Origin of the sequence: Marinobacter salinexigens (assembly GCF_008370345.1) — a bacterium.
GTDB lineage: Bacteria > Pseudomonadota > Gammaproteobacteria > Pseudomonadales > Oleiphilaceae > Marinobacter > Marinobacter salinexigens.
The window spans coordinates 38,504-58,976 of sequence record NZ_VTUU01000002.1; the positions used below are offsets into that span (position 1 = coordinate 38,504).

Genomic DNA, 20,473 nt, shown 5'->3' on the forward strand with positions numbered 1-20,473 from the left:
CTTAGCTTAAGGGGTAAATTTAATGAAGAAGTTAGTATTTCTGCATGTTGAAAAGGCTGCTGGAACATCTTATCGGGCCGAGCTTTATAAGTCTTTTGGGAAAGATAATGTATGGTGGAAGGGCATTGATTCAGATCGGCCCCTGGATGAAGTGGAAAGCCCAATAATGGGTGGGCATGTAAGAATAAAACAGTATCTTAATTCTGGGTTCAAGGATGATGAGACAGTGTATATGTCATTGATTCGGGAGCCTATTTCTAGAGTGGTTTCGCTCTATAATTACCACACTGAGAAAGCGCCAGCATTTTTTGAAGGCGATGTGGCTAAGAAATCATTCCATCATGCAGTGTTTGAGAGTGAGAAGTTTCGAAATAAGATAAGAAATGCTCAATGTATATATGTGGCAGGGGTTGGTGGGTTTCACAAGGCGATGCCGGCATTGAATGGTCGGAATTGTTTAATAGGTACTGTTGAAAATATCGAAGATTATAATAATTCGTTTTGTGATTGTCTGGGGTTGGAACGTTTCTCCGTAAGGAAGGCCAATGTTGGATCTGAGGGGTATAGAAGTAAACATCAGCTAGATCCCAGTATCTTGCATGAGTTATACGATTTGGTCAGGCAAGATGTTCTCCTTTATCATTATGTCAGGGATTCCTGTGGAGGGATTTTGAATACTGTCCAAGATGAGGGGTGGGAAAAGCTAAGAGTTATTTTGGAAAGTAAAGAGTCAAGAGTTTTTGATTAAAACTCGAGTTTAGATTTTTTAACGATTAAAAAATGTGAGGTTGTTGTGGAAGATAAGAAAGTCGAACTGAGTGAGGTTGTTGTGGAAGATAAGAAAGTCGAACTGAGTGAGTTTGTTGACAGAATAAGAGGGAGTAACCCTCGCTTGCTTTCCGGGCTGGATGATAAACAGGCTTCATTATTGGTTCATCGGGTCCTGGCTATTGTTAGCGAAGAAATTGATGGTTTGGATGAGGGGGTGCTTCGTTTTCCGGCTATAGGAAAAATCACTCTGCGGAAAGGTGAGCATAAGCGGGGCAGTGAGGTATTCAGAGTGAAGCGAGTTGTCTTACGCCCGCGGCCAATTGATGAGTAGGTTTTTATGTGGTTGAATTGTGGCGCGTGAGTTTTAAATTGAATAAATGTGGCAACTTTATTTAAGAGCTTTAGCTCTCTGACTTTTGGGATGCGTGAATCGACATTTCCGGAGTCTGAAGTTGAACTCTTAGATAGCGGCCAGCCAGTAAAGGGCCGTATTTCTGGTTATATATGATTGGTATTCTTGGTGGCTATATGAAGGTTTTGTTAGATAATGATTTTATAAAAATTTCCGTTCGAGAAAGGTCGTCGAAAAATGTCGTCTTGTGCTTTACTGGCATTGGGCATGCAATGGGGGCTGTCGACGTCCAAGGTGAGGAGTTTTTTAACATATCGTCCATGGCTACTACTGTTTTTATCATTGATAAGCAGAGGTCTTGGGGTAATAATTTTGACTTTCTTGAGTTGAGGGAACTTTTGTCACCATACACTGAGGGCAAGGTTGTTTTTAGCTTAGGGAATAGTATGGGCGGATTTCTATCAATTCTCGCCTCGAAGTTTTTTGATGTACGGTCGGTTGTTGCGTTTGTTCCTCAGTTTTCAGTTTCTCCAAAAGTGGTGCCTGATGAAAGACGATGGAGGAGGTACGTTGATAATATAAAAGCTTGGCGATACGAATCTCTAGATGGCGCATTTTTGGATGGGGTAAATTATTATATAATTTCGGCGGTTAATGATGTTGAATTGATTCAGTTGAAGCTTTTCCCGGATGGGGATAACGTTAGGAAGATTATTTTCTACGGTGATGAGTTTGGGCATAATGTTGCAGCACCCTTAAAAAAGGTTGGTGCTTTATATGGAGTTATTGATTCATGCTTTAAAGGTGAGTGTGTTTGGACGATTCTTGATGATCTTAAGGGTGTTATGAAAGGTGTCGATGTTAGGCCGGTTGTCGATTATAGTTGACGTGGTTTCATTTGTTAGGAGGGGGATGTGAATATAGTTTTAACCGGGAACTGCCAAACTCAGTCGGTGTCTAGGGTTCTAGGTGAAATTATAGATTTCGACATTCAGCGTTTGTCGATAGCAGAGTTTAGGTCAAAGAAAGTACTTGGTGATGAGCTTAGTTCAGAGGTCGATCAAGCTACATTCGATGAGGAAGCGTTGGGCGATAGATCATGAGCCTGGTACCTGATTCCAAAATTTTGTCCGTTATTTCTAGCAGTGAAGTGAATTTCGGAACGAGCGGCGCTCGAGGATTAGTCAACCAGTTCGCCGATAGTGTTTGTGCTGCATTCGTGTTGGCTTTTGCTGAGGTTATGGCTAAGCAATTCCAATTTAGCCGTATTGCCATAGCTATCGATCACCGCCCAAGTAGCCCTAAAATGGCTGCTGCCTGTTCGGGCGCTGCAAGGGCTCTTGGGTTGGAAGTTGACTACTATGGTGTACTTCCCACTCCCGCCTTGGCTTTACAGTCTATGGCAGACAATTTGCCTGCGATCATGGTTACTGGCAGCCATATCCCCTTTGATCGAAATGGCCTGAAGTTTTATAGGCCTGACGGCGAGATTGATAAGAGCGATGAGAAGGCGATTCTCTCGGTCGATCGGGAACTTCCGGCGTTTGAGCCAGGCTTGCCTGACGTGTCCAGTTCTGCTCGCCAAGGATATATTCAGCGTTACCTTGAGTTGTTTCCTGATGGGGTATTGAAAGGCAAGCGTATCGGCCTGTATGAGCATTCTGCTGCGGGAAGGGATATTAATCGTGACATCCTGGAGGCGCTGGGTGCCGAGGTTGTTTCTCTGGGACGGACAGATACCTTTGTTCCTATCGATACTGAAGCTGTGTCGGAAGAGGATCGGGCGCTGGGTCGGCAGTGGGCCAAGGAATACAATCTGGACGCTATTCTGTCAACGGATGGCGACGGTGACCGGCCGTTGGTCGCTGATGAGCGAGGAGAGTGGTTGCGCGGTGATGTTCTTGGGCTGTTAGCGGCGCAGGCGCTTGAGGTGGACGCGCTGGCTATTCCGGTTAGCTGTAACAGTGCGATAGAGAAGAGTAGTTCTTTCAAAGCTGTAAAGCGTACTCGGATTGGTTCACCCTATGTTATCGAGGGCATGGCTGAGCTTTCTGACGAGTTTTCCAGTGTGGCCGGGTTTGAGGCCAATGGTGGCTTTCTCCTGGGAACCGACCTGCAGTTGCGGGGAACGACGTTGAAAGCTCTTCCCACGCGAGATGCGTTGCTGCCTGCACTCATGTTGTTAACCGGGGCTGCCAGCCAGGGCAAGCGTGTGTCTGAAATGCTTTTGGCACTGCCCGAGCGATATACAGCCAGTGATCGCGTTAAAGAATTCCCTACTGCTCAAAGTAAGGCTCTGATTGAGCAATGGAGGGAGTCTCCCTTACTTTTACAGGAAGCTATGGGATTGGATAGCGATGTTGGTGCCATCGATACGACGGATGGCCTTCGAGTGACTCTTGAAAATGGGCGAATTGTACACTTCCGTCCGTCTGGCAATGCGCCGGAGCTGCGCTGCTACGTCGAAGCGGAGACCGCGGATGATGCAAGCGAACTGCTCAAAGGCTGTATGAGTGCGCTGAACAGGCTATGAAGCGCGCGCTACACTTTGTTGTTCATATCGGCACGGAAAAGACTGGCACCACGACCCTCCAGGCTTATCTTCACGCTCATCAATCTCGGCTGCGGCAGAGAGGCATATGTTATTATGCCTCTCCGGAGAGGATTGAAGGCCGGGGGCTTGCTGCTGCGGCGTTGGGCGACCAACCGCCGGATGATTATCTCCGTCACGAGGGAATACATACTCCAGAAGAGCGTCAGGCTTTCCGAAGGCGGGTTGTTGAACACTTCCAACAATCTATGGAATCGCTGGAAGAGCATGTACATACTGTTGTTATTTCGAGCGAGCACTTTCATTCCCGGCTGCGTCAACGAGATCAGGTTGAATGGCTTAAGGATCTGGTAGCTCCTTGGGCAGCTGATACCAAGGTGGTTGTCTATCTGCGCCGGCAGGTAGATGTGCTGTCGTCTTTCTACTCTACCGCGCTTCGTAATGGTGAGGTTTGCAACCTGCAGGAGCTTGCCCTGCGGGTATGTCGCCCGTCGAACCATTATTACAACTATCGTACGGTGCTGGAGCTTTGGGGGGAGGTGTTTGGCCAGTTATCTCTCACCCCAAGGTTGTTTTCTGCGAATGATCTGAAAGATGGCGACATCCTTGCCGACTTTCTGGATGTACTTCGTGAGGGGCATGAGGCCCTGCCAGAGGCCCCTGATTTGCCCCGGCAGAACGAGTCCATTAATCCTGTAGGCCAAGGGTTAATGCGAGGGCTTAACAAAGTCGCCAGGGAACTTCCGGCCGACAGCGAGCAGGAAGAATTACAGGTCCTTATGCGCAAGGTTGTTTCTGTATTCTCTGGTCCTGGAGAAGCTCTGCCGGTTGTAGAAGCCAGAAAACTGCAGAAGGAGTTTCAACAGTGTAACGCCTGGATTCGTCAAAATTGGTTTAACGAAAAGAAGCCTCTTTTTCTCCCTGTGACCAAAGACAATTATGGGCGACAGCCGAGTGTTTACACTTTTGGGAGCGAGGAGCTCGAAACTGCGAAAGCCGTTATTGACTACCTTGCGAAGCCCGGAACTGAGGGTATTCCCTGGCTTGACGATTGTGCCGGATACTTCAGAAATTCAGCGGTGGCATTAGAGGCTAAGGACCTTGCTGCTGCCAGAAAACTGATGGCAATGGCGCATAGAATTCGTCCGAAGGGGCCGTTTATTCAACAGAAGTTAGGTGAATACCGATCTTTGCGCTCAGGCCTTCTCGGGAAATTGGGGCGCTGGGTTGGTTTGGGCGGTTCATGAATTGGGCGGTTTCTGCTCCCCGGACTGGCTGGTATCGGCTTTCCGCCACTTCAGCCCAAGGGGAAGCTCCTTGTGTTTTGCAACTGATCGGGCCTTCTGTTGAGTGTATGGATAGCAGCCTCTACATTCGTCCGGGGCGTGCTTCGGGGCGGCCTGTTTATCTCCAACGCGGTTACCAGTATCAAGTTCACCTTAGGGATTGTGATGGTGTTTCTTTGCCAGAAGATCTGGTGGCAATAGAGCTGGAAATCATGCAATGGCCTTTGGCCTGGCGTCAGATCTGGCGACGGGTCTCGACCATGATGATGGATTGGCATGGCGTGCCGTTTTTGTCATTTCTCCGGCGAGCGACCTGGCTTGGTATTAAGCAAAAGAAACTCCCTCGGTGTGCGGCTCTGAAACTGTATGAGGCAACCCAGGATTCTTGCTCTTCTTCCAAAGAATATCAGCGATGGCTGCACAGTGATGAGCCGTTAATTCGGGCACAACAACATGCTTACCTTTTGGGTGACAAAAGCGTGAGTGCATCTTCGGCCAGGCTCATCATCCTGTTGCTTGTAAACACTGCCGAAGATGTTCAGAAGGTTCGTGATTCTTTATCGTCGCTAACGAATATAGGTGCCGTGAACGGGCAATGTTTGCTGGTTGCTACGGAATCTGTGGCTTCGTTAATCCCGACTGACTTATTGACGGTAGGGGTGTCCGCTGTCGTTGTTCCTGAGGGGGCTCCGGGGGCGAGGCTTAACGCGGCAGTGGGTCAACTGGCGGAGCTTAGTAGCTGGGTGGCAGTGTTGCTACCCGGTGATCGGGTTTCTCCAGATATTCTTCAATGGTTGGCAAGTGCAGAGAGTCACGTAGGTGAGCCTGCTCTTTTATTTGCAGATGAAGACAGCCTGGATTTGGAAGGGGAACGGTGCCAACCCTTGTTCAAAACGGGTTGGAATCCTGATGCGTTTGGAGCGGGTAAGGATCTTGGTAACGCGGTCTTCTGTAAAGCTGGTTACCTGAAAAAAGTGGGTGGTTTCGATGAGTCTTTGCCGGATGCCAATATCAGGACGCTCTGGTATGGGGTAGCTGCAAAGGCGGCTGGGGAAGGCAAACCGGTTATCCATCATATACCTGTTGTGCTGCTGCACCGGGGTTCCGACGATGAGGGGGCGGTGGAACGTCAAACCCGATTGGATCTTGCCAAGAGGTACTTGGAGAAAAATCAGGGTGTCTCATCGGTTGCGGCAGAGAATGGGATTCTCCGGGTGTCTTGGGCACTTCCTGATAAAAGACCTTTGGTGTCGTTTCTGATTCCAACTCGGGATCACCTTGATGTTCTTAAGCCCTGTGTGGAATCGATTCTTGATCGAACCGAGTATGAGCGGTTTGAAGTTCTGATTGTCGATAATCAGAGCCGTTGCCCCGAAACTCTCGCGTTTTTGGAGTCTATCAAGCGTCGCGACGAACGTGTCCGTGTACTGACCTGGGATCATGAATTTAACTTCTCGGCCATCAATAACTTTGGTGCGAAGCATGCGCGGGGCGAGTTGTTGGCGTTGGTTAATAATGACATTGAGCCTTTGCACGGGGACTGGCTGAATGAAATGGTCGGTCAGGCACGCAGGCCGGACATAGGGTGCGTAGGGGCGAAGTTAGTCTACCCGGGTGGTCGAATTCAGCATGCAGGATTGGCGCTTGGTGTTGGCGAAGTCGCTGGGCATGTGTACCGGTTCATAAACGAGAACGATCAGCGCTTTTCGGGTGTTTTTTCGGGCGTAAGGAATGTGTCGGCTGTTACAGCCGCTTGCCTGGTTCTGCGAAAAACACTGTTTGACCAGGTTGGCGGTATGGATGAGCATAACTTGCCGGTCAACTACAACGACGTTGATTTATGCCTTCGGGTACAGCGGCTCGGGTATCGCAACTTATGGACGCCATACGCTACTCTTGTCCATCACGAATCTGTTTCCCGGGGAACGGGCGGGGGCAGGGCAAAGAGGAGAGCCTCAAGGGCGGAGGTAGATTACATGTGGCGGACGTGGGAAGGAGAGCTCAGGCGCGATCCATACTACAATCCGAACCTTACGGAGATCCACGAGGATCTGTCGTTGCGGTTAATCGGGTAGATACATTTATAGGCGCTCCTCAGGAGAAGATAATCCAGTGCAGTTTTGCCCTTTGTCCATTCCCGAAGTCGTGATGATCTACGCTGATGTTTTTAGCGATGAGCGCGGTTTTTTTATAGAAACCTTCCGCCAGAGCGAGTTTGAAGAGCACTGCGGTAATTACACCTTCGTTCAGGACAACCACAGCAAGTCCGCCAAGGGCATCCTTCGGGGCCTGCACTATCAGTTGAACCAGCCTCAGGGCAAACTGGTTCGGGTGACCCGCGGTGAGGTGTTTGATGTGGCTGTGGATATGCGTAAAAGTTCGCCCACGTTCGGCCAATGGGTTGGTGCGATGCTGAGCGAAGAGAACAAGCAGATGCTGTGGGTGCCGCCCGGTTTCGCCCACGCCTTCTATGTCACCAGCGATGAGGCGGAATTCCAGTACAAGTGCACGGATTACTATGCACCGGGGGATGAGTACTCCATCCGCTGGAATGATCCGGATCTGGCGATTGATTGGCCGCTGAGTGGCGGGGAACCACGGGTTTCCGAGAAGGATGGCAATGGATTGCTGTTCCGGGACGCACCGTGTTTTAAATAAATTTCGTTATTTTCCATGGAAGGAAATACTCTATGCCTGTGATATATCGCTATCAGGGGTACCGCTTTTTCTTTTACTCCAATGAAGGCGATCCTCTGGAGTCACCCCATATTCATGTCCGGGCTTCGGGTAAGGAAGCAAAATTCTGGCTAGTCCCCGAAGTTTTATTAGCAAGAAATGATGGTTTTGATGCTCGGACAATTCGGATATTGTTGGAGTTGTCTAAAACAAAGCAGCAACAGTTCGTGGAGGCGTGGAATGACTATTTCGCCTGAGAAGGTCTGGTTCGATGAAGATAATCTTTGGGTGACGCTATCTGATGGCCGCACGATAGGGGCTCCTTTGGCCTGGTTTCCTCGTTTATTGTCTGCTGGGGTTGCTGAGTTGCAGAACTATGAGCTGAGCGCCAGGGGGATTCATTGGGATGAGTTGGATGAAGATATAAGTGTGGAAGGACTCCTGGCTGGCCTTGGAGATCAGACCCACCCAAAGCGCACAAGGGCAGCATAGATCCGAACTGATGCCCGTGCCTGTTTTTGTCGTTCAGCAATGCCCAAATCCCTCCACGGAGTTCTTTGTTGCGCCGGCTCTCTCTGAGGCCGGGGAGTCGGTTCAAGCCTTCACATTTAACGAAACCCCTGCGCCTGAAGACCTGATGGGCAGTACGGTCGTGTTTGTCCGTTATGTTCCTTCGGCCTGGAAGGCGCTCCTGAAAAAACACCCGGCGGGCCGGGTGGTGTTCTTCATGGATGACGACCTGTTTGATCTTCACGCATTCCGGGGCATGCCCTGGCATTATCAGCGTAAGTTATTCCGCTTGGCCTGGCGGCATCAGAGCTGGCTGAGGTCGGTGGGGGCTGAGGTGTGGGTGTCGTCTCCCTGGTTGGCGCAGAAATACGCTAACTGGGCGCCGAGGGTGTTTGAACCAAGTAATCCCCACAAGCTACGTAGCAGTTTGGGGGAACCCTTGCCAGCGCCCGTAATGCAAACGGTGTTCTACCACGGTTCCGCTTCGCACCGTGCCGAGCTGGAGTGGTTGGTGCCGGTGGTGGAGCAGCTGCTGGCGGTAAGGGATGATGTGTGCTTCGAGGTGATGGGTGATCGCAAAGTCCGCGATCGGTTCGCGCACCTGCCACGGGTTCACGTGGTGCACCCCATGAGCTGGCCAGCCTATAAGGCATTTATCCAGCGCCCCGGGCGCACCGTTGGTTTGGCGCCGTTGTTGGATTCAGCCTTCAATGCGGCCCGCGCGCCGACGAAATTTTATGACATCACAGCCGCAGGGGCAGTGGGGGTGTATGCGGATACACCGGTTTACCGGCGTTTGATTTCCCATCAGAAAAATGGGCTGTTGCTGCCAATGGATGAGCCAGGAGTTTGGGTGGAGGAGGTGTTGAATTTGCTTTCTTCGCCGGGGGTGTGCTCTGAGCTGCTCCTCCATTCTCTGGCATCGATTGACCAATGAGCGTGCGGCACAGGCTCATAGTTGTGCTATTTTGCGTCAGGCGTATGAGCTTTGATTTGGAGTGTGGCGATGGAGTCTTCAGGTAAGACAATCACGCGGACTGACCGACTGCGTACTGCACTTGAGGTTGGTGAACGAAGTGGAATAAGTGCACGCACGGTTAAGGAAATTCGGAAGGCGGCCAGGGAGAAGGTGGAAGGTGGTAAACGGGCGGGCAGGCCGATATCAATTTAAGTGTGGTTAGTTCTGGCAGGTTGGAAGCGGGGTAGGTAGCCTTTCACTATGATCAAAAAACTCTACGTAAATAATTTTCGTTCGTTGGTGAACTTTGAGCTGTCACCTGGACCTTTGTCTTTGATAATGGGGCCCAATGGATCAGGGAAGTCGGCGGTGTTTGATTTACTGGATAGCCTCCGGCGTTTTGTGGCGGACGGAGAGCGGCTGGACTCTGCGTTTTCCATAGACGACAAGAGCCAGCTTCCTTCCCTGCCAAACAGTGAAGAGATGCACCTTGAGTTGGAGCTGGCTACCGATGAAGGCGTTTATTTTTATAGCTTGACGATCGAATACTCGGAACTCGAAAAGAAGCAGCGTGTTCAAAAGGAATCGCTAGAGTTCAACGGCAAGCCATTATTCAAATCAACACTCGGAGAGGCTCAGCTATATAGGGATGATCATTCCGAGGGGCCGAATTTCCCGATGGATTGGAATCAATCAGGTGTAGGCTTTCTGATGGCTCGCAAGGATAACCAGAGGTTGACGCGCTTTAAGGAGCGTATTCAGCGTATCTGGGTTGTGCGCCTTAATCCATTCAATATGGCCGATGAAAGCCGTCAGGAATCTACAAGGCCCACTAAGGACATGAGTAATCTTGTCGATTGGTACCGCTACCTGGTGCAAAGTCGCTTTGAGGCTGTGCAGGAGTCTACCGATGATCTTCAAGATCGAATTTCTGGGTTTCGCTCTCTTAGTGCTGTAGAGAAGGGTGAAGCCAGGGTGTTTCGGGCGATTTTTGAGGGGAAGCAGAGTTTTCTTTTCTCAAAATTGTCAGAAGGGCAGAGGGCATTGATTGCTCTGTATACCCTGATTTATGGAGTTGCGGAGGAGGCTGGCGCCACGTTGTGTATTGACGAGCCTGAAAACTTCCTCGCGCTTCCTGAAATTCAGCCTTGGTTGGATGGGCTGTATGACCTCGTTGAAGATCAGCGGTTGCAGGCAATGCTTATTTCTCATCACCCGAGAATGGTCAATTTCCTGGCCGCCGGCCATGGAGTTTGGTTAGAACGTAATAACCAGTCCGGGCCGACTCGAGTGAAAATTATTGGCCCTGCAGAAAGTGATGCACCTATCAAAGTTGATGAATTGATTTCCAGAGGATGGATTGGAACCAATGCCTGAAAGGCAAAAACTGAGGTTTGTAGTGCTTTGTGAAGGGGAAAAGGATTACCACTTCGTACGGGGCTATTTGATTAAGAAGTTTGGTAAACGCCATGTAGCTATCACGCGACGAGATGTCCCGGTCGGTTCAGGGTCTGGTGAGCAACATGTTCGACGCTTGTTTCCGGAGGAGTTAAAGGCTCAGGAGCGTTGCTCTTCCGTAAATAACACTTCGCATCTGAATGGCGGCTTGAAAGAGGCCTGTGAACAAGTTGCCAGAATCCAGTAATTCCTCTTTTTATCTCTCAACCTCTCCCGCCTTGCAGCATCTACCTGAGCTTTCCGGGTTTGTGGGGCTTCCGGTAAAACGTTATCGCCCGGGTTTTGGCACCAGGGGGGCTCAGGCCATGCTGGCCTGGGGGCGAAAGCCGTCGGCTGCGAAGGCGGAAGTAGCGGCACAAAAGCTTGGCCTGCCCATCATTCGATTGGAAGACGGCTTTCTTCGCTCTGTGGAACCGGGAGCAGAGAATCCTCCGCTCTCGCTGATCGTGGACGATCAGGGCATCTACTATGATGCGAACCAACCTTGTCGTTTGGATGCCCTGCTTGAACAATCCCTGTCAGCACAACAAGCAGAGCGGGCGCAATCGCTGGTTTTTCAGTGGCGGCAGGGGCGTGTCTCCAAGTACAACCATGCCCGGGAACGCAGCTACCAGCATCTGGCACCGTACGTGCTTGTGGTAGACCAGACGGTGGGCGATGCTTCCATTCAGTTTGGCCAGTCGGATGCCGGTAGCTTCGAGCGGATGCTGGAGGCGGCCTTGGAACGCTTTCCTGGCCATACCATCTTGCTGAAAACCCACCCGGATGTGGTTGCTGGGCGTAAGCAGGGGTATTTCAGCGAGTCGGCATCGGCTAGGTCTGAACGGGTTGAATGGATTGGCGACAATGTGCACGCGCCCTCGCTGCTGGAAGGGGCGGACGCGGTATTCTGTGTTACCTCCCAGATGGGCTTTGAAGCACTGTTATGGGGCAAGCCTGTGCACACGTTTGGCATGTCCTTCTATGCCGGGCGGGGGCTAACGGAAGATGCGTTGCCTGCACCGGTGTTCCGGCATTCGGTGAGCCTTGAGCAGCTAGTGTATGCCGCATTGGTGGATTACCCGCGGTATATCGATCCTGAAACCGGCGAACGATGTGAACCCGAGCAAGTTTTGGGCTGGCTGGCCCTGCAAAGGGAGCAGCGGGAGCGGTTTCCCGAAAGGCTCTATTCGCCAAGGGTGCCTCTGTGGAAAAGGGCGGCATTGAAGCGTTTTCTTGCCGGGAGTGAGTTGCTGGATGAGCGAGTTGAGGCGGCTCCGGAGAAAGCTGCTCGAGTTGTGTGGGGGCTTGCAGACTCCCGGGAGCCGGTTATTCGGGTAGAGGACGGGTTTATCCGTTCAGTAGGCTTGGGGGCGGATCTGGTTCAGCCCCAGTCCTGGGTGCTCGATGATGTGGGTATGTATTACGACGCCACAAAGCCGTCACGTCTTGAAACTATTCTTGAGCGCGGCGAATTCTCTGAGGCGTTGTTGAAGAGGGCCCGCGAGCTGATTTGCACGTTGCAGGCACTGGGGACGACCAAGTACAACACCGGCGCCCGGACCTGGCAGCGCCCGTCGGATGCGAGACAGGTGGTTCTCGTACCGGGGCAGGTGGAGAGCGACGCGTCGATCCGTGTTGGTTCCCCGGTGGTTAAGTCCAACCTTGAGCTTTTGAAACAGGTGAAGGGGCAGCGTCGGGACGCGTGGGTTGTCTACAAACCTCATCCGGATGTGGTGGCGGGTTTGAGAACACCTGGTGCAGAAGAGCACTCGGCGGCGCAGTGGTGCGACGAGGTTCTGGTGGACCAGGATATGGGGCACCTTCTAGAGCACGTGGACGAGGTGCACACGATGACCTCGCTGGCGGGATTTGAAGCGCTGATCCGTGGGAAATCGGTTGTTTGCTATGGGCAACCGTTCTATAGCGGGTGGGGGTTAACCTCGGACGTCCATCCCTGTGAGCGCCGCACTCGCCAGCGGTCGCTGGAAGAGTTGGTGGCTGCAGCGTTGATTCTGTATCCCACTTATATCAGCCGGGCTACTGGGCAATTTGCCTCCGTGGAGACGGTGATCCGGGAAATTCAGGCTGAAAGGGACAATTTTGATAAGCGGGCTGGTATAGTGCTTCGCTGCTCAAGGTTGATCCGGAGAGCCTGGAGGTTCTGAGTTCAATCTGAGAGTGAAAACAGCATTTTTTAAGGACGTTATGCAAACCTACGATGTATTCAACGGAGACGCAGACGGTATCTGCGCACTGATCCAGCTTCGCTTGGCGAAGCCCGCGGAAACACACTTGGTAACGGGCGTGAAGCGGGACATCGCATTGGCCAAACGGGTACCGGCGGGTGAACCGGCTCAGGTCAATATTCTGGACGTGAGTCTTGAGAAAAACCGCGATGCGGTTGACCAGCTGCTGGCTGGTGGTTCGCAGGTGTTTTATGTGGACCACCACTTCCCGGGAGAAACCCTGCCAGGCGATCCTCGTTTCACCGCGCTGATCGACACCCAGCCCACCACCTGTACCAGTTTGCTGGTGGATAAGCACCTTCAGGGCCGTTTCCATAACTGGGCCATCACGGCAGCCTTCGGGGATAACCTGAATGCCGTGGCCGAGGACCTGGCCGCCTCTGCGGGGCTGGTGCCGGAGCAGGCCGAAGCGCTGAAAACCCTGGGTGTTTGTATTAACTACAACGGTTACGGTGCCACGGTTGAAGACCTGCATTTTCACCCGGCGGATCTTTACCGTGAGTTTGTAAAGTTTGATGACCCCCTCGCGTTGATTGCCTCTGAGCCAGAGGCGTGGACCAGGCTGCGGGATGGTTATGAGGCGGATATGGCACAGGGCCTCGCAGCACCCGTGCTGGCAGAATCGGGAACCTCGCTGATTGTAAAACTGCCTGATGAGCCCTGGGCCCGGCGGGTAAGTGGCGTTCTTGGCAACGAGTTGGCCAACCGCAATCCGGAGAAAGCCTGCGGGATTGTGACTGAAAAGGCCGATGGCACTTATCTGGTGAGTATTCGGGCGCCTCTCAATAACCGCACGGGTGCGGATGAGGTGGCACGCCAGTTCCCAACCGGCGGTGGGCGCAAGGCGGCAGCGGGTATCAATGAGCTGCCCGCCGATCAACTGAATGAATTTTTAAACGTAATGGCAAAGTTCTGGAGCTAAAGGATTAACATGACACTAACGCCTCCCAGGAAAACTCACCTCAAGCAGCTTGAGGCAGAGTCCATCCATATTATTCGAGAAGTGGCCGCTGAGTTTGATAACCCGGTGATGCTTTATTCCATTGGTAAGGATTCAGCGGTCATGCTGCACCTGGCCATGAAAGCGTTTGCTCCGGGCAAGCCACCGTTCCCGCTGATGCACGTGGACACCACCTGGAAGTTCAGGGAAATGATTTCCTTCCGGGACAAAATGGCTGAAAAGGTTGGCATGAAGCTGATTGTTCACACCAATGAGGAAGGTGTGAAACAGGGCATTGGCCCCTTTACCCACGGCAGTGCCAAGCACACCGACGTGATGAAAACCCAGGCCCTGAAGCAGGCGCTGGACAAGTATGGTTTTGATGCAGCCTTTGGTGGCGCTCGCCGGGATGAAGAGAAGTCCCGTGCCAAGGAGCGTGTGTACTCCTTCCGTGACAAGTTCCACCGCTGGGACCCGAAAAATCAGCGTCCGGAGCTGTGGAATCTGTATAACGGCAAGGTAAACAAAGGCGAAAGCATTCGTGTATTCCCGCTGTCCAACTGGACCGAGCTGGATATCTGGCAGTACATCTATCTGGAAAACATCGACATTGTGCCGCTGTACTACGCAGCAGAGCGACCCGTTGTTGAACGCGATGGCACCCTGATTATGGTGGATGACGATCGCATGCCTCTGGAGCCGGGCGAGAAGCCGATGATGAAGAGTGTGCGCTTCCGTACCCTGGGATGCTATCCGCTGACCGGTGCGGTCGAATCCGAAGCGGCAACCCTGCCTGAAATCATTCAGGAGATGCTGCTCACCACCACATCCGAGCGTCAGGGCCGGGTGATCGATCATGATGCCGCGGCATCCATGGAACAGAAAAAACGCGAAGGGTATTTCTAAGGAGTTGTTATGTCTCACGCATCGGAATTGATTGAATCGGATATCCTCGCGTATTTGGATCAGCACGAAAACAAGGACCTGCTGCGCTTTCTGACCTGTGGCAGCGTTGATGATGGCAAGTCCACCCTGATCGGTCGTCTGCTGTTTGATTCCAAACTGATTTTTGAAGATCACCTGGCGGCGCTGCATAAAGACAACGAGCGCCAGGGCAACGCAGGCGAGGCTCTGGACCTGGCTCTGCTGGTGGATGGCCTTGCCTCTGAGCGGGAACAGGGCATCACCATTGATGTGGCCTACCGCTATTTCTCGACGGACAAGCGTAAGTTCATCATCGCAGACTGCCCGGGCCACGAGCAGTACACCCGCAATATGGCCACCGGTGCCTCCACCTGTGACCTGGCGGTTGTGATGATTGACGCGCGTAAGGGCGTGCTCACTCAGTCCCGTCGTCATAGCTTTATTGTCAGCCTGTTGGGGCTCAAACACATTGTTGTCGCCATCAACAAGATGGATCTGGTGGACTTCTCCGAGGAGGTGTTCAACAACATCCGTGCTGAATACCAGAAGCTGGCGGAACAGTTGGGCCTTGAAGATGTTTACTACGTGCCTATCTCAGCCCTCAATGGCGACAACGTGGTGAATCGCAGCGAGCAGACGCCTTGGTACCACGGCGAAACACTGATGAACATTCTGGAGCAGGTGGAAGTTCTGGAAGACCAGAATGTGACCGATCTGCGTTTCCCGGTTCAGTACGTGAACCGCCCGAACCTGGATTTCCGGGGCTACTGCGGCACCTTGGCCAGCGGTGTGATTCACAAGGGCGATGAGGTTGCTGTGTTGCCTTCCGGCAAGACCTCCCGGGTGAAAGGTATTCACAACTACGAAGGCGAAGTTGAACGCGCGTGGCCTGGCGATGCCATCACCGTCACTCTGGAAGACGAAGTGGATATCTCCCGGGGCGATCTGCTGGTTCACGCCAACAGCCAGCCGGCCATGGGTAACCGCTTTGCCGCCCACATGGTCTGGATGAACGAAGAGGCACTGAAGCCGGGCCGCGAGTATGGCATCAAGATTGGCACCAAGGTGACCAACTGCTATGTGAACCAGGTTCTGGAAGAAGTGGACGTGAACACCCTTGCCCGGAATACCGAGGTTGACGGTGGCCTGGAGCTGAATGCGATTGGTCTTTGTGATGTGGAGCTGTCTGAGCAGGTGGTTGTCGAGGATTACCGGAACCACCCGGGTACCGGCAGCTTTATCCTGATCGACAAGATGACCAACGTGACGGTTGCAGCGGGTATGGTCGAGCGGGTGCTGGGTGGCGCTGGTGATGGCCGTGCGGATCGCAGCTACACCGAGGCAGAACGGAACCTGAACCGGTTTATCCGGGAAAACTACCCTGAGTGGGGCTGTAAGCCGGTTTAAAAGGGAGTATGACATTGGCTGACACGAATATCGTATGGCATGACCACAAGGTGTCCCGTGCCGAGCGTTCTGTAAACAAGGCCCAGAAACCCTGCCTGCTGTGGTTTACCGGGCTCAGCGGTTCAGGAAAATCCACCATCGCCAATGCTCTGGACGTGGCGTTGCATGAGCGTGGATACCACACGTTCCTGCTGGACGGTGATAACGTTCGCCACGGCCTGTGCAAGGACCTCGGCTTCTCGGATGAAGACCGGGAAGAGAACATCCGCCGGGTTGGTGAGGTGTGCAAGTTGTTTGCGGATGCGGGCCTCATTGTGATGAGCGCCTTTATCTCGCCGTTTACCAGTGACCGCAGGATGGTTCGCAAGTTGTTTCCGGCCGGGGAGTTCATTGAAGTGTTCATGGATACCCCGCTGGCAACCTGCGAATCCCGGGACCCGAAAGGACTCTACCAGAAAGCCCGTTCCGGGGAGATCAGGCACTTTACGGGGATCGATTCTCCCTACGAAGTGCCTTCCCATCCGGAGGTTCGACTGGATACCTCAACCATGACCGTTGATGAATGTGTGGACTCGCTGATTGGCTACTTGCTTGACCGTGGACTGATCTCCCGTAAGGACTGACTCCATGGAGTGGCAGGGCATACTGACGCTGATAACGCTGCTTGCGGTGTTATCAGCGCTTGCGCTTTCCCGGATTTCGGCGGACCTGATTCTGATGGCGGCACTGGCGTTTCTGTTAGTGTCCGGAATATTGGTGCCTGCTGAAGCACTGGCGGGCTTTGGTAACCCGGGCGTGATTACCATCGCGACTCTCTATGTGGTTGCGGCAGGGCTCAAGGAGACCGGGGCAGTGCAATGGGTAGCCAGGCGTCTGCTTGGCCACCCGAAAACCGAGAAGGGTGCACAACTGCGAATGGTGGCGCCTACGGGGATTCTAAGTGGGTTTATGAACAACACCGCTGTGGTCGCCATGTTCATTCCTGCTATTCAGGACTGGGCACAACGGCTCGGGATTCCCGCCTCCAAGCTTCTTCTTCCCCTCAGTTACGCCGCCATTCTGGGGGGCACCTGTACGCTGATCGGCACCAGCACCAACCTGGTGGTGGACGGCATGTTGCAGAGCCGGCTGGGCATTCATCTTGGCTTGTTCGAGTTGGCCTGGGTGGGTGTTCCATTGCTGCTGGTGGGCGGCGTTTTCCTGGTTTTGTTTGCTTCGAAGCTGTTGCCAGACCGCGGTGGCGTTACGGAAGAGCTGGATCAGGTTCGTGAGTATGGCGTAGAAGTTGAGGTGATGAGTCCCGGCCCGCTGGTCGGCAAGACCATTGCCGAAGCCGGGCTGCGGGCTCTGAATTACGGCTACCTCACCGAAATCGACCGGGGTGGCCGGTTGATTACGGCGGTTGAGCCCGATCGGACCTTGCAACCGGGCGACAAGCTCTATTTTGTGGGTGCGCCCGAGTGTGCCAGTGAACTGCGTCGTATTCAGGGATTAAAGCCCGCCAACGGAAGCGTGCACAAACTGGCGGTCGAGAACCACCAGCGGTGTCTGGTGGAAGTGGTGCTTGGGCCCGAATTTCCGGCACTGAACCGCACCATCCGGGACAGTAAGTTCCGTACCCGGTTCAATGCGGTCATCCTGTCGCTTTCCAGAGAAGGTAAGCGGGTGCCTGGTAAGCTGGGGGATATTACCTTCCGTATGGGGGATACCCTGCTGCTGGAAGCCAGCCACCAGTTTGTAGAGCAGTACCGGTTCCGCCGGGACTTTCTGCTGGTGAGTGCGTTGAACGACTCCACTCCGCCAGATTTCCACAAAGCCCCAAGGGCTCTGGGAATCCTCGGGCTGATGGTGCTGGCCAGTGCGTCTGGGCTGTTGCAGATTATGGAAGCGGCTTTCCTGGCTGCTGGCGCAATGATTATGTCCGGTTGTATTACCGCAAGCCGGGCCCGGCGCAGTGTGGATCTGCCGGTGCTGGTGGTGATTGCCGCATCCTTTGCGCTGGGCAATGCCATGACGGTGACGGGCGCCGCCGAATGGATCGCTCAGGGACTGCTCGGCTTTGGGCCGCTTTCTCCGTGGGTTGCCCTGGCGCTGGTGTATCTGCTTACGGCGCTGTTCACGGAAGTGATCACCAACAATGCTGCTGCGGTCCTGATGTTTCCGATTGCCCTGGCGCTGTCAGAACAGCTGGGTGTGCAGTTCCTGCCGTTTGCTGTTGCGGTGATGTTTGCTGCATCGGCGTCGTTCATTACCCCGCTGGGATACCAGACCAATCTCATGGTTTATGGCCCGGGGCGGTATCAGTTCACCGATTACGTTCGTATCGGTTTCCCATTGTCAATGCTGGTGGCGATTGTGGCCATTGGGTTGATTCCTCTGTTTTGGGGGTTTTAGGCGCTGCCTTTACCCCCGGTAACTGAAATTTCCTTCCGATTGGCGTAGAATCGCGCCGTTTTTAATCTTTCGTTTGCATTTGTCATGCTTTCCACCGCGATCGCTGGTGCAGTAGCGCCTGATTACACTGATCCTGGTAGGTGGGGCGGTAGCGTGTTCGGATAGGTGCAAGCCTGATGCAGGGATAAATTGCTGAAATGAATCAGGAACGTGATCAAAGTTATAGTGAGATCTCCCTGGTAGATCTTGCCACTATCTTCGTGCGCCGGATCTGGCTATTCGTCGTTGTTTTAGGGGTGTTTGTTGCAGCAGGAATTGCAGTAGCTCTTCTTCAACCGGAGCAGTACGCCTACGTGAGCCTGTACCAGATTGCTGAAAAAGCAACAGAGGAACCGGTGGAGACCCCGGAGCGCGTGATTGCAGTTTTGCAATCCCACGAACTTCCTCTTTTAGAGACTTCCTACAAATCTGAGCGTGGAGAGCGTCTTCCCTTTTCTGTGCGGTTTAGTAATCCTGAGGGGACGAGCCTGGTCAGAATATCGTCAGAGGCGGAGCGTCGCATCGCTTCAGACGTAAAGGCCATTCACTCGGCCCTGATCCAACGACTAAGTGAAAAGGATAATCGGCTTATGGGCGTTATCAGGGGCGGTCTTGAGAATCGAATTGCGTCTGTGTCGACAACTCTGGACTCGCTCAGCAAGGCCCCAGAAGCGGGTCAGGCTGTTGCCGAAGCCATTCGGCAAAAGGTAGAGCTAGAAGGGATACTTGATGCCCTGAAGCCTGGCGAATCGGTGGTAGTGGCACGGGAAAGTGTCGAAAAAGTAGCTCCTAACCGAAAGCTGATCGCAATACTTACCGTAGTACTGGGCTTTGTGGCAGCGTTTGTTGCTGTCTACTTCGCTGAGTTTGCATCTCTGGTCAGAGAAAAGCTGAAAGAACAGAAGGCTCGATAGTTCATTGACTTCGAGGCTTATGAAACACCCAGATTGAGAGATAAAGTATGACTAAAAAGTTCGCACTTATTGGTGCCGCTGGCTATATCGCACCACGTCACATGAAAGCAATCAAAGATACTGGGAATGACCTGATTGCTGCCATGGATAAGAACGACTCGGTAGGCATCATTGACAGCCATTTTCCGGAAGCCGATTTTTTTACTGAGTTCGAACGGTTCGATCGCCATATCGACAAGTTGCGGCGTGCAAGAAATGGCGGGGCGGTTGATTACATTTCTATCTGTTCGCCGAACTATCTGCACGATAGCCACATGCGTTTTGCACTGCGTGCTGGAGCTGATGCGATCTGCGAGAAGCCCCTGGTGTTGAACCCCTGGAATATCGATGGTCTGCTCGATATTGAGAAGGACACTGGTAAAAAAGTTAACACTATCCTGCAGTTGCGGGTTCACCCGTCCATTATTGCTTTGCGGGAGAAAGTCCAGTCAGAAGAGAGAAGCACCAAGCACGAGGTTGACTTGACGTACATCACCTCTAGGGGGCATTGGTATCTTCAGTCCTGGAAAGGAGACCAGAAAAAATCGGGTGGCATTGCAACCAATATTGGCGTGCATTTTTACGATATGTTGCACTTCATCTTTGGCGAGCTGCAGGGGAATATCGTTCATTATAGCGATGATACGATGGCTGCTGGCTACCTCGAGTATGAAAAGGCACGGGTACGGTGGTTCCTGTCAGTGGACTACAAATATGTACCAGAAAGTGCCAAAGCACAGGGCCAGCGTACCTATCGCTCTATCACAGTAGATGGCGACGAGATTGAGTTTTCGGGCGGATTTACTGACTTGCATACTCGGAGTTACGAGGAAATTCTTGCCGGGCGTGGGTTTGGCCTGGAGGAGAATCGGGTTGCCATCGAGACCGTTTCAACGATTCGAAACTCTACGCCTGTGGGCCTCACCGGCGACTATCACCCCTTCCTGAAGGGGTGATGATCAATTATTGCTTGCCTCTTGTCCTCTCCTCTGAATTGGTGGAAGAGAGGACATGAAAGACAATTGA

Annotated in this window: 19 protein-coding genes; all 19 read left to right on the forward strand. The window is 52.8% G+C overall.

The window, feature by feature from the left end:
* Positions 1-22 precede the first annotated feature (22 nt).
* The 19 genes from FWJ25_RS04645 to FWJ25_RS04735 all read left to right on the forward strand — a co-directional run bounded on the left by FWJ25_RS04645 (position 23) and on the right by FWJ25_RS04735 (position 20,403).
* On the forward strand, positions 23-748 hold the full coding sequence (locus FWJ25_RS04645; RefSeq protein ID WP_149599106.1) for a sulfotransferase family 2 domain-containing protein: 726 nt from the start codon (positions 23-25) through the stop codon (positions 746-748).
* Between the two features lie 45 nt (positions 749-793).
* Entirely contained in the window at positions 794-1,102 is a 309-nt protein-coding gene (locus tag FWJ25_RS04650; protein ID WP_149599107.1) for a hypothetical protein, read from the forward strand.
* Between the two features lie 173 nt (positions 1,103-1,275).
* A complete protein-coding gene (locus tag FWJ25_RS04655; protein WP_149599108.1) occupies positions 1,276-2,010 on the forward strand; it encodes a hypothetical protein in 735 nt (244 codons plus the stop codon).
* Positions 2,011-2,222: 212 nt separating this feature from the next.
* Complete coding sequence (locus FWJ25_RS04660) at positions 2,223-3,656, forward strand: phosphomannomutase (RefSeq protein WP_149599109.1); 1,434 nt, start codon at positions 2,223-2,225, stop codon at positions 3,654-3,656.
* Positions 3,653-4,921, forward strand: a complete 1,269-nt coding sequence (locus tag FWJ25_RS04665; RefSeq protein WP_149599110.1) for a hypothetical protein — start codon at positions 3,653-3,655, stop codon at positions 4,919-4,921. The genes FWJ25_RS04660 and FWJ25_RS04665 overlap by 4 nt, the downstream gene beginning before the upstream one ends.
* Before the next feature lie 518 nt (positions 4,922-5,439).
* Entirely contained in the window at positions 5,440-7,035 is a 1,596-nt protein-coding gene (locus FWJ25_RS04670) for a glycosyltransferase family 2 protein (RefSeq protein WP_188093568.1), read from the forward strand.
* A gap of 37 nt (positions 7,036-7,072) precedes the next feature.
* Entirely contained in the window at positions 7,073-7,618 is a 546-nt protein-coding gene (gene rfbC, locus FWJ25_RS04675) for a dTDP-4-dehydrorhamnose 3,5-epimerase (protein ID WP_149599112.1), read from the forward strand.
* Positions 7,619-7,650: 32 nt separating this feature from the next.
* Positions 7,651-7,893: a DUF4160 domain-containing protein gene (locus FWJ25_RS04680; RefSeq protein WP_149599113.1), complete on the forward strand. Its 243-nt coding sequence runs from the start codon at positions 7,651-7,653 to the stop codon at positions 7,891-7,893.
* Complete coding sequence (locus FWJ25_RS04685; RefSeq protein ID WP_149599114.1) at positions 7,877-8,128, forward strand: DUF2442 domain-containing protein; 252 nt, start codon at positions 7,877-7,879, stop codon at positions 8,126-8,128. The genes FWJ25_RS04680 and FWJ25_RS04685 overlap by 17 nt, the downstream gene beginning before the upstream one ends.
* A 10-nt stretch (positions 8,129-8,138) precedes the next feature.
* Complete coding sequence (locus FWJ25_RS04690; protein ID WP_188093569.1) at positions 8,139-9,083, forward strand: glycosyltransferase family protein; 945 nt, start codon at positions 8,139-8,141, stop codon at positions 9,081-9,083.
* A 282-nt stretch (positions 9,084-9,365) separates the two neighbouring features.
* Positions 9,366-10,481 carry an AAA family ATPase gene (locus tag FWJ25_RS04695; protein WP_149599115.1) on the forward strand — a complete coding sequence of 372 codons (1,116 nt, stop codon included), beginning with the start codon at positions 9,366-9,368 and terminating at the stop codon, positions 10,479-10,481.
* Positions 10,482-10,723: 242 nt separating this feature from the next.
* Positions 10,724-12,709 carry a capsule polysaccharide biogenesis protein gene (locus tag FWJ25_RS04700; RefSeq protein WP_149599116.1) on the forward strand — a complete coding sequence of 662 codons (1,986 nt, stop codon included), beginning with the start codon at positions 10,724-10,726 and terminating at the stop codon, positions 12,707-12,709.
* A gap of 40 nt (positions 12,710-12,749) precedes the next feature.
* Entirely contained in the window at positions 12,750-13,712 is a 963-nt protein-coding gene (locus FWJ25_RS04705; RefSeq protein WP_149599117.1) for a DHH family phosphoesterase, read from the forward strand.
* A gap of 9 nt (positions 13,713-13,721) precedes the next feature.
* Positions 13,722-14,636, forward strand: a complete 915-nt coding sequence (gene cysD / locus FWJ25_RS04710; RefSeq protein ID WP_149599118.1) for a sulfate adenylyltransferase subunit CysD — start codon at positions 13,722-13,724, stop codon at positions 14,634-14,636.
* 9 nt (positions 14,637-14,645) lie between these two features.
* Complete coding sequence (gene cysN / locus FWJ25_RS04715; protein ID WP_149599119.1) at positions 14,646-16,061, forward strand: sulfate adenylyltransferase subunit CysN; 1,416 nt, start codon at positions 14,646-14,648, stop codon at positions 16,059-16,061.
* 8 nt (positions 16,062-16,069) lie between these two features.
* A complete protein-coding gene (cysC, locus tag FWJ25_RS04720; protein WP_149599120.1) occupies positions 16,070-16,684 on the forward strand; it encodes an adenylyl-sulfate kinase in 615 nt (204 codons plus the stop codon).
* 4 nt (positions 16,685-16,688) lie between these two features.
* Positions 16,689-18,455 carry an SLC13 family permease gene (locus FWJ25_RS04725; RefSeq protein WP_149599121.1) on the forward strand — a complete coding sequence of 589 codons (1,767 nt, stop codon included), beginning with the start codon at positions 16,689-16,691 and terminating at the stop codon, positions 18,453-18,455.
* A gap of 197 nt (positions 18,456-18,652) precedes the next feature.
* Positions 18,653-19,408 carry a Wzz/FepE/Etk N-terminal domain-containing protein gene (locus FWJ25_RS04730; protein ID WP_149599122.1) on the forward strand — a complete coding sequence of 252 codons (756 nt, stop codon included), beginning with the start codon at positions 18,653-18,655 and terminating at the stop codon, positions 19,406-19,408.
* A gap of 47 nt (positions 19,409-19,455) precedes the next feature.
* Positions 19,456-20,403 (forward strand): Gfo/Idh/MocA family protein, encoded by a 948-nt coding sequence (locus FWJ25_RS04735; RefSeq protein WP_149599123.1) that lies wholly within the window; start codon positions 19,456-19,458, stop codon positions 20,401-20,403.
* Positions 20,404-20,473: the final 70 nt, after the last annotated feature.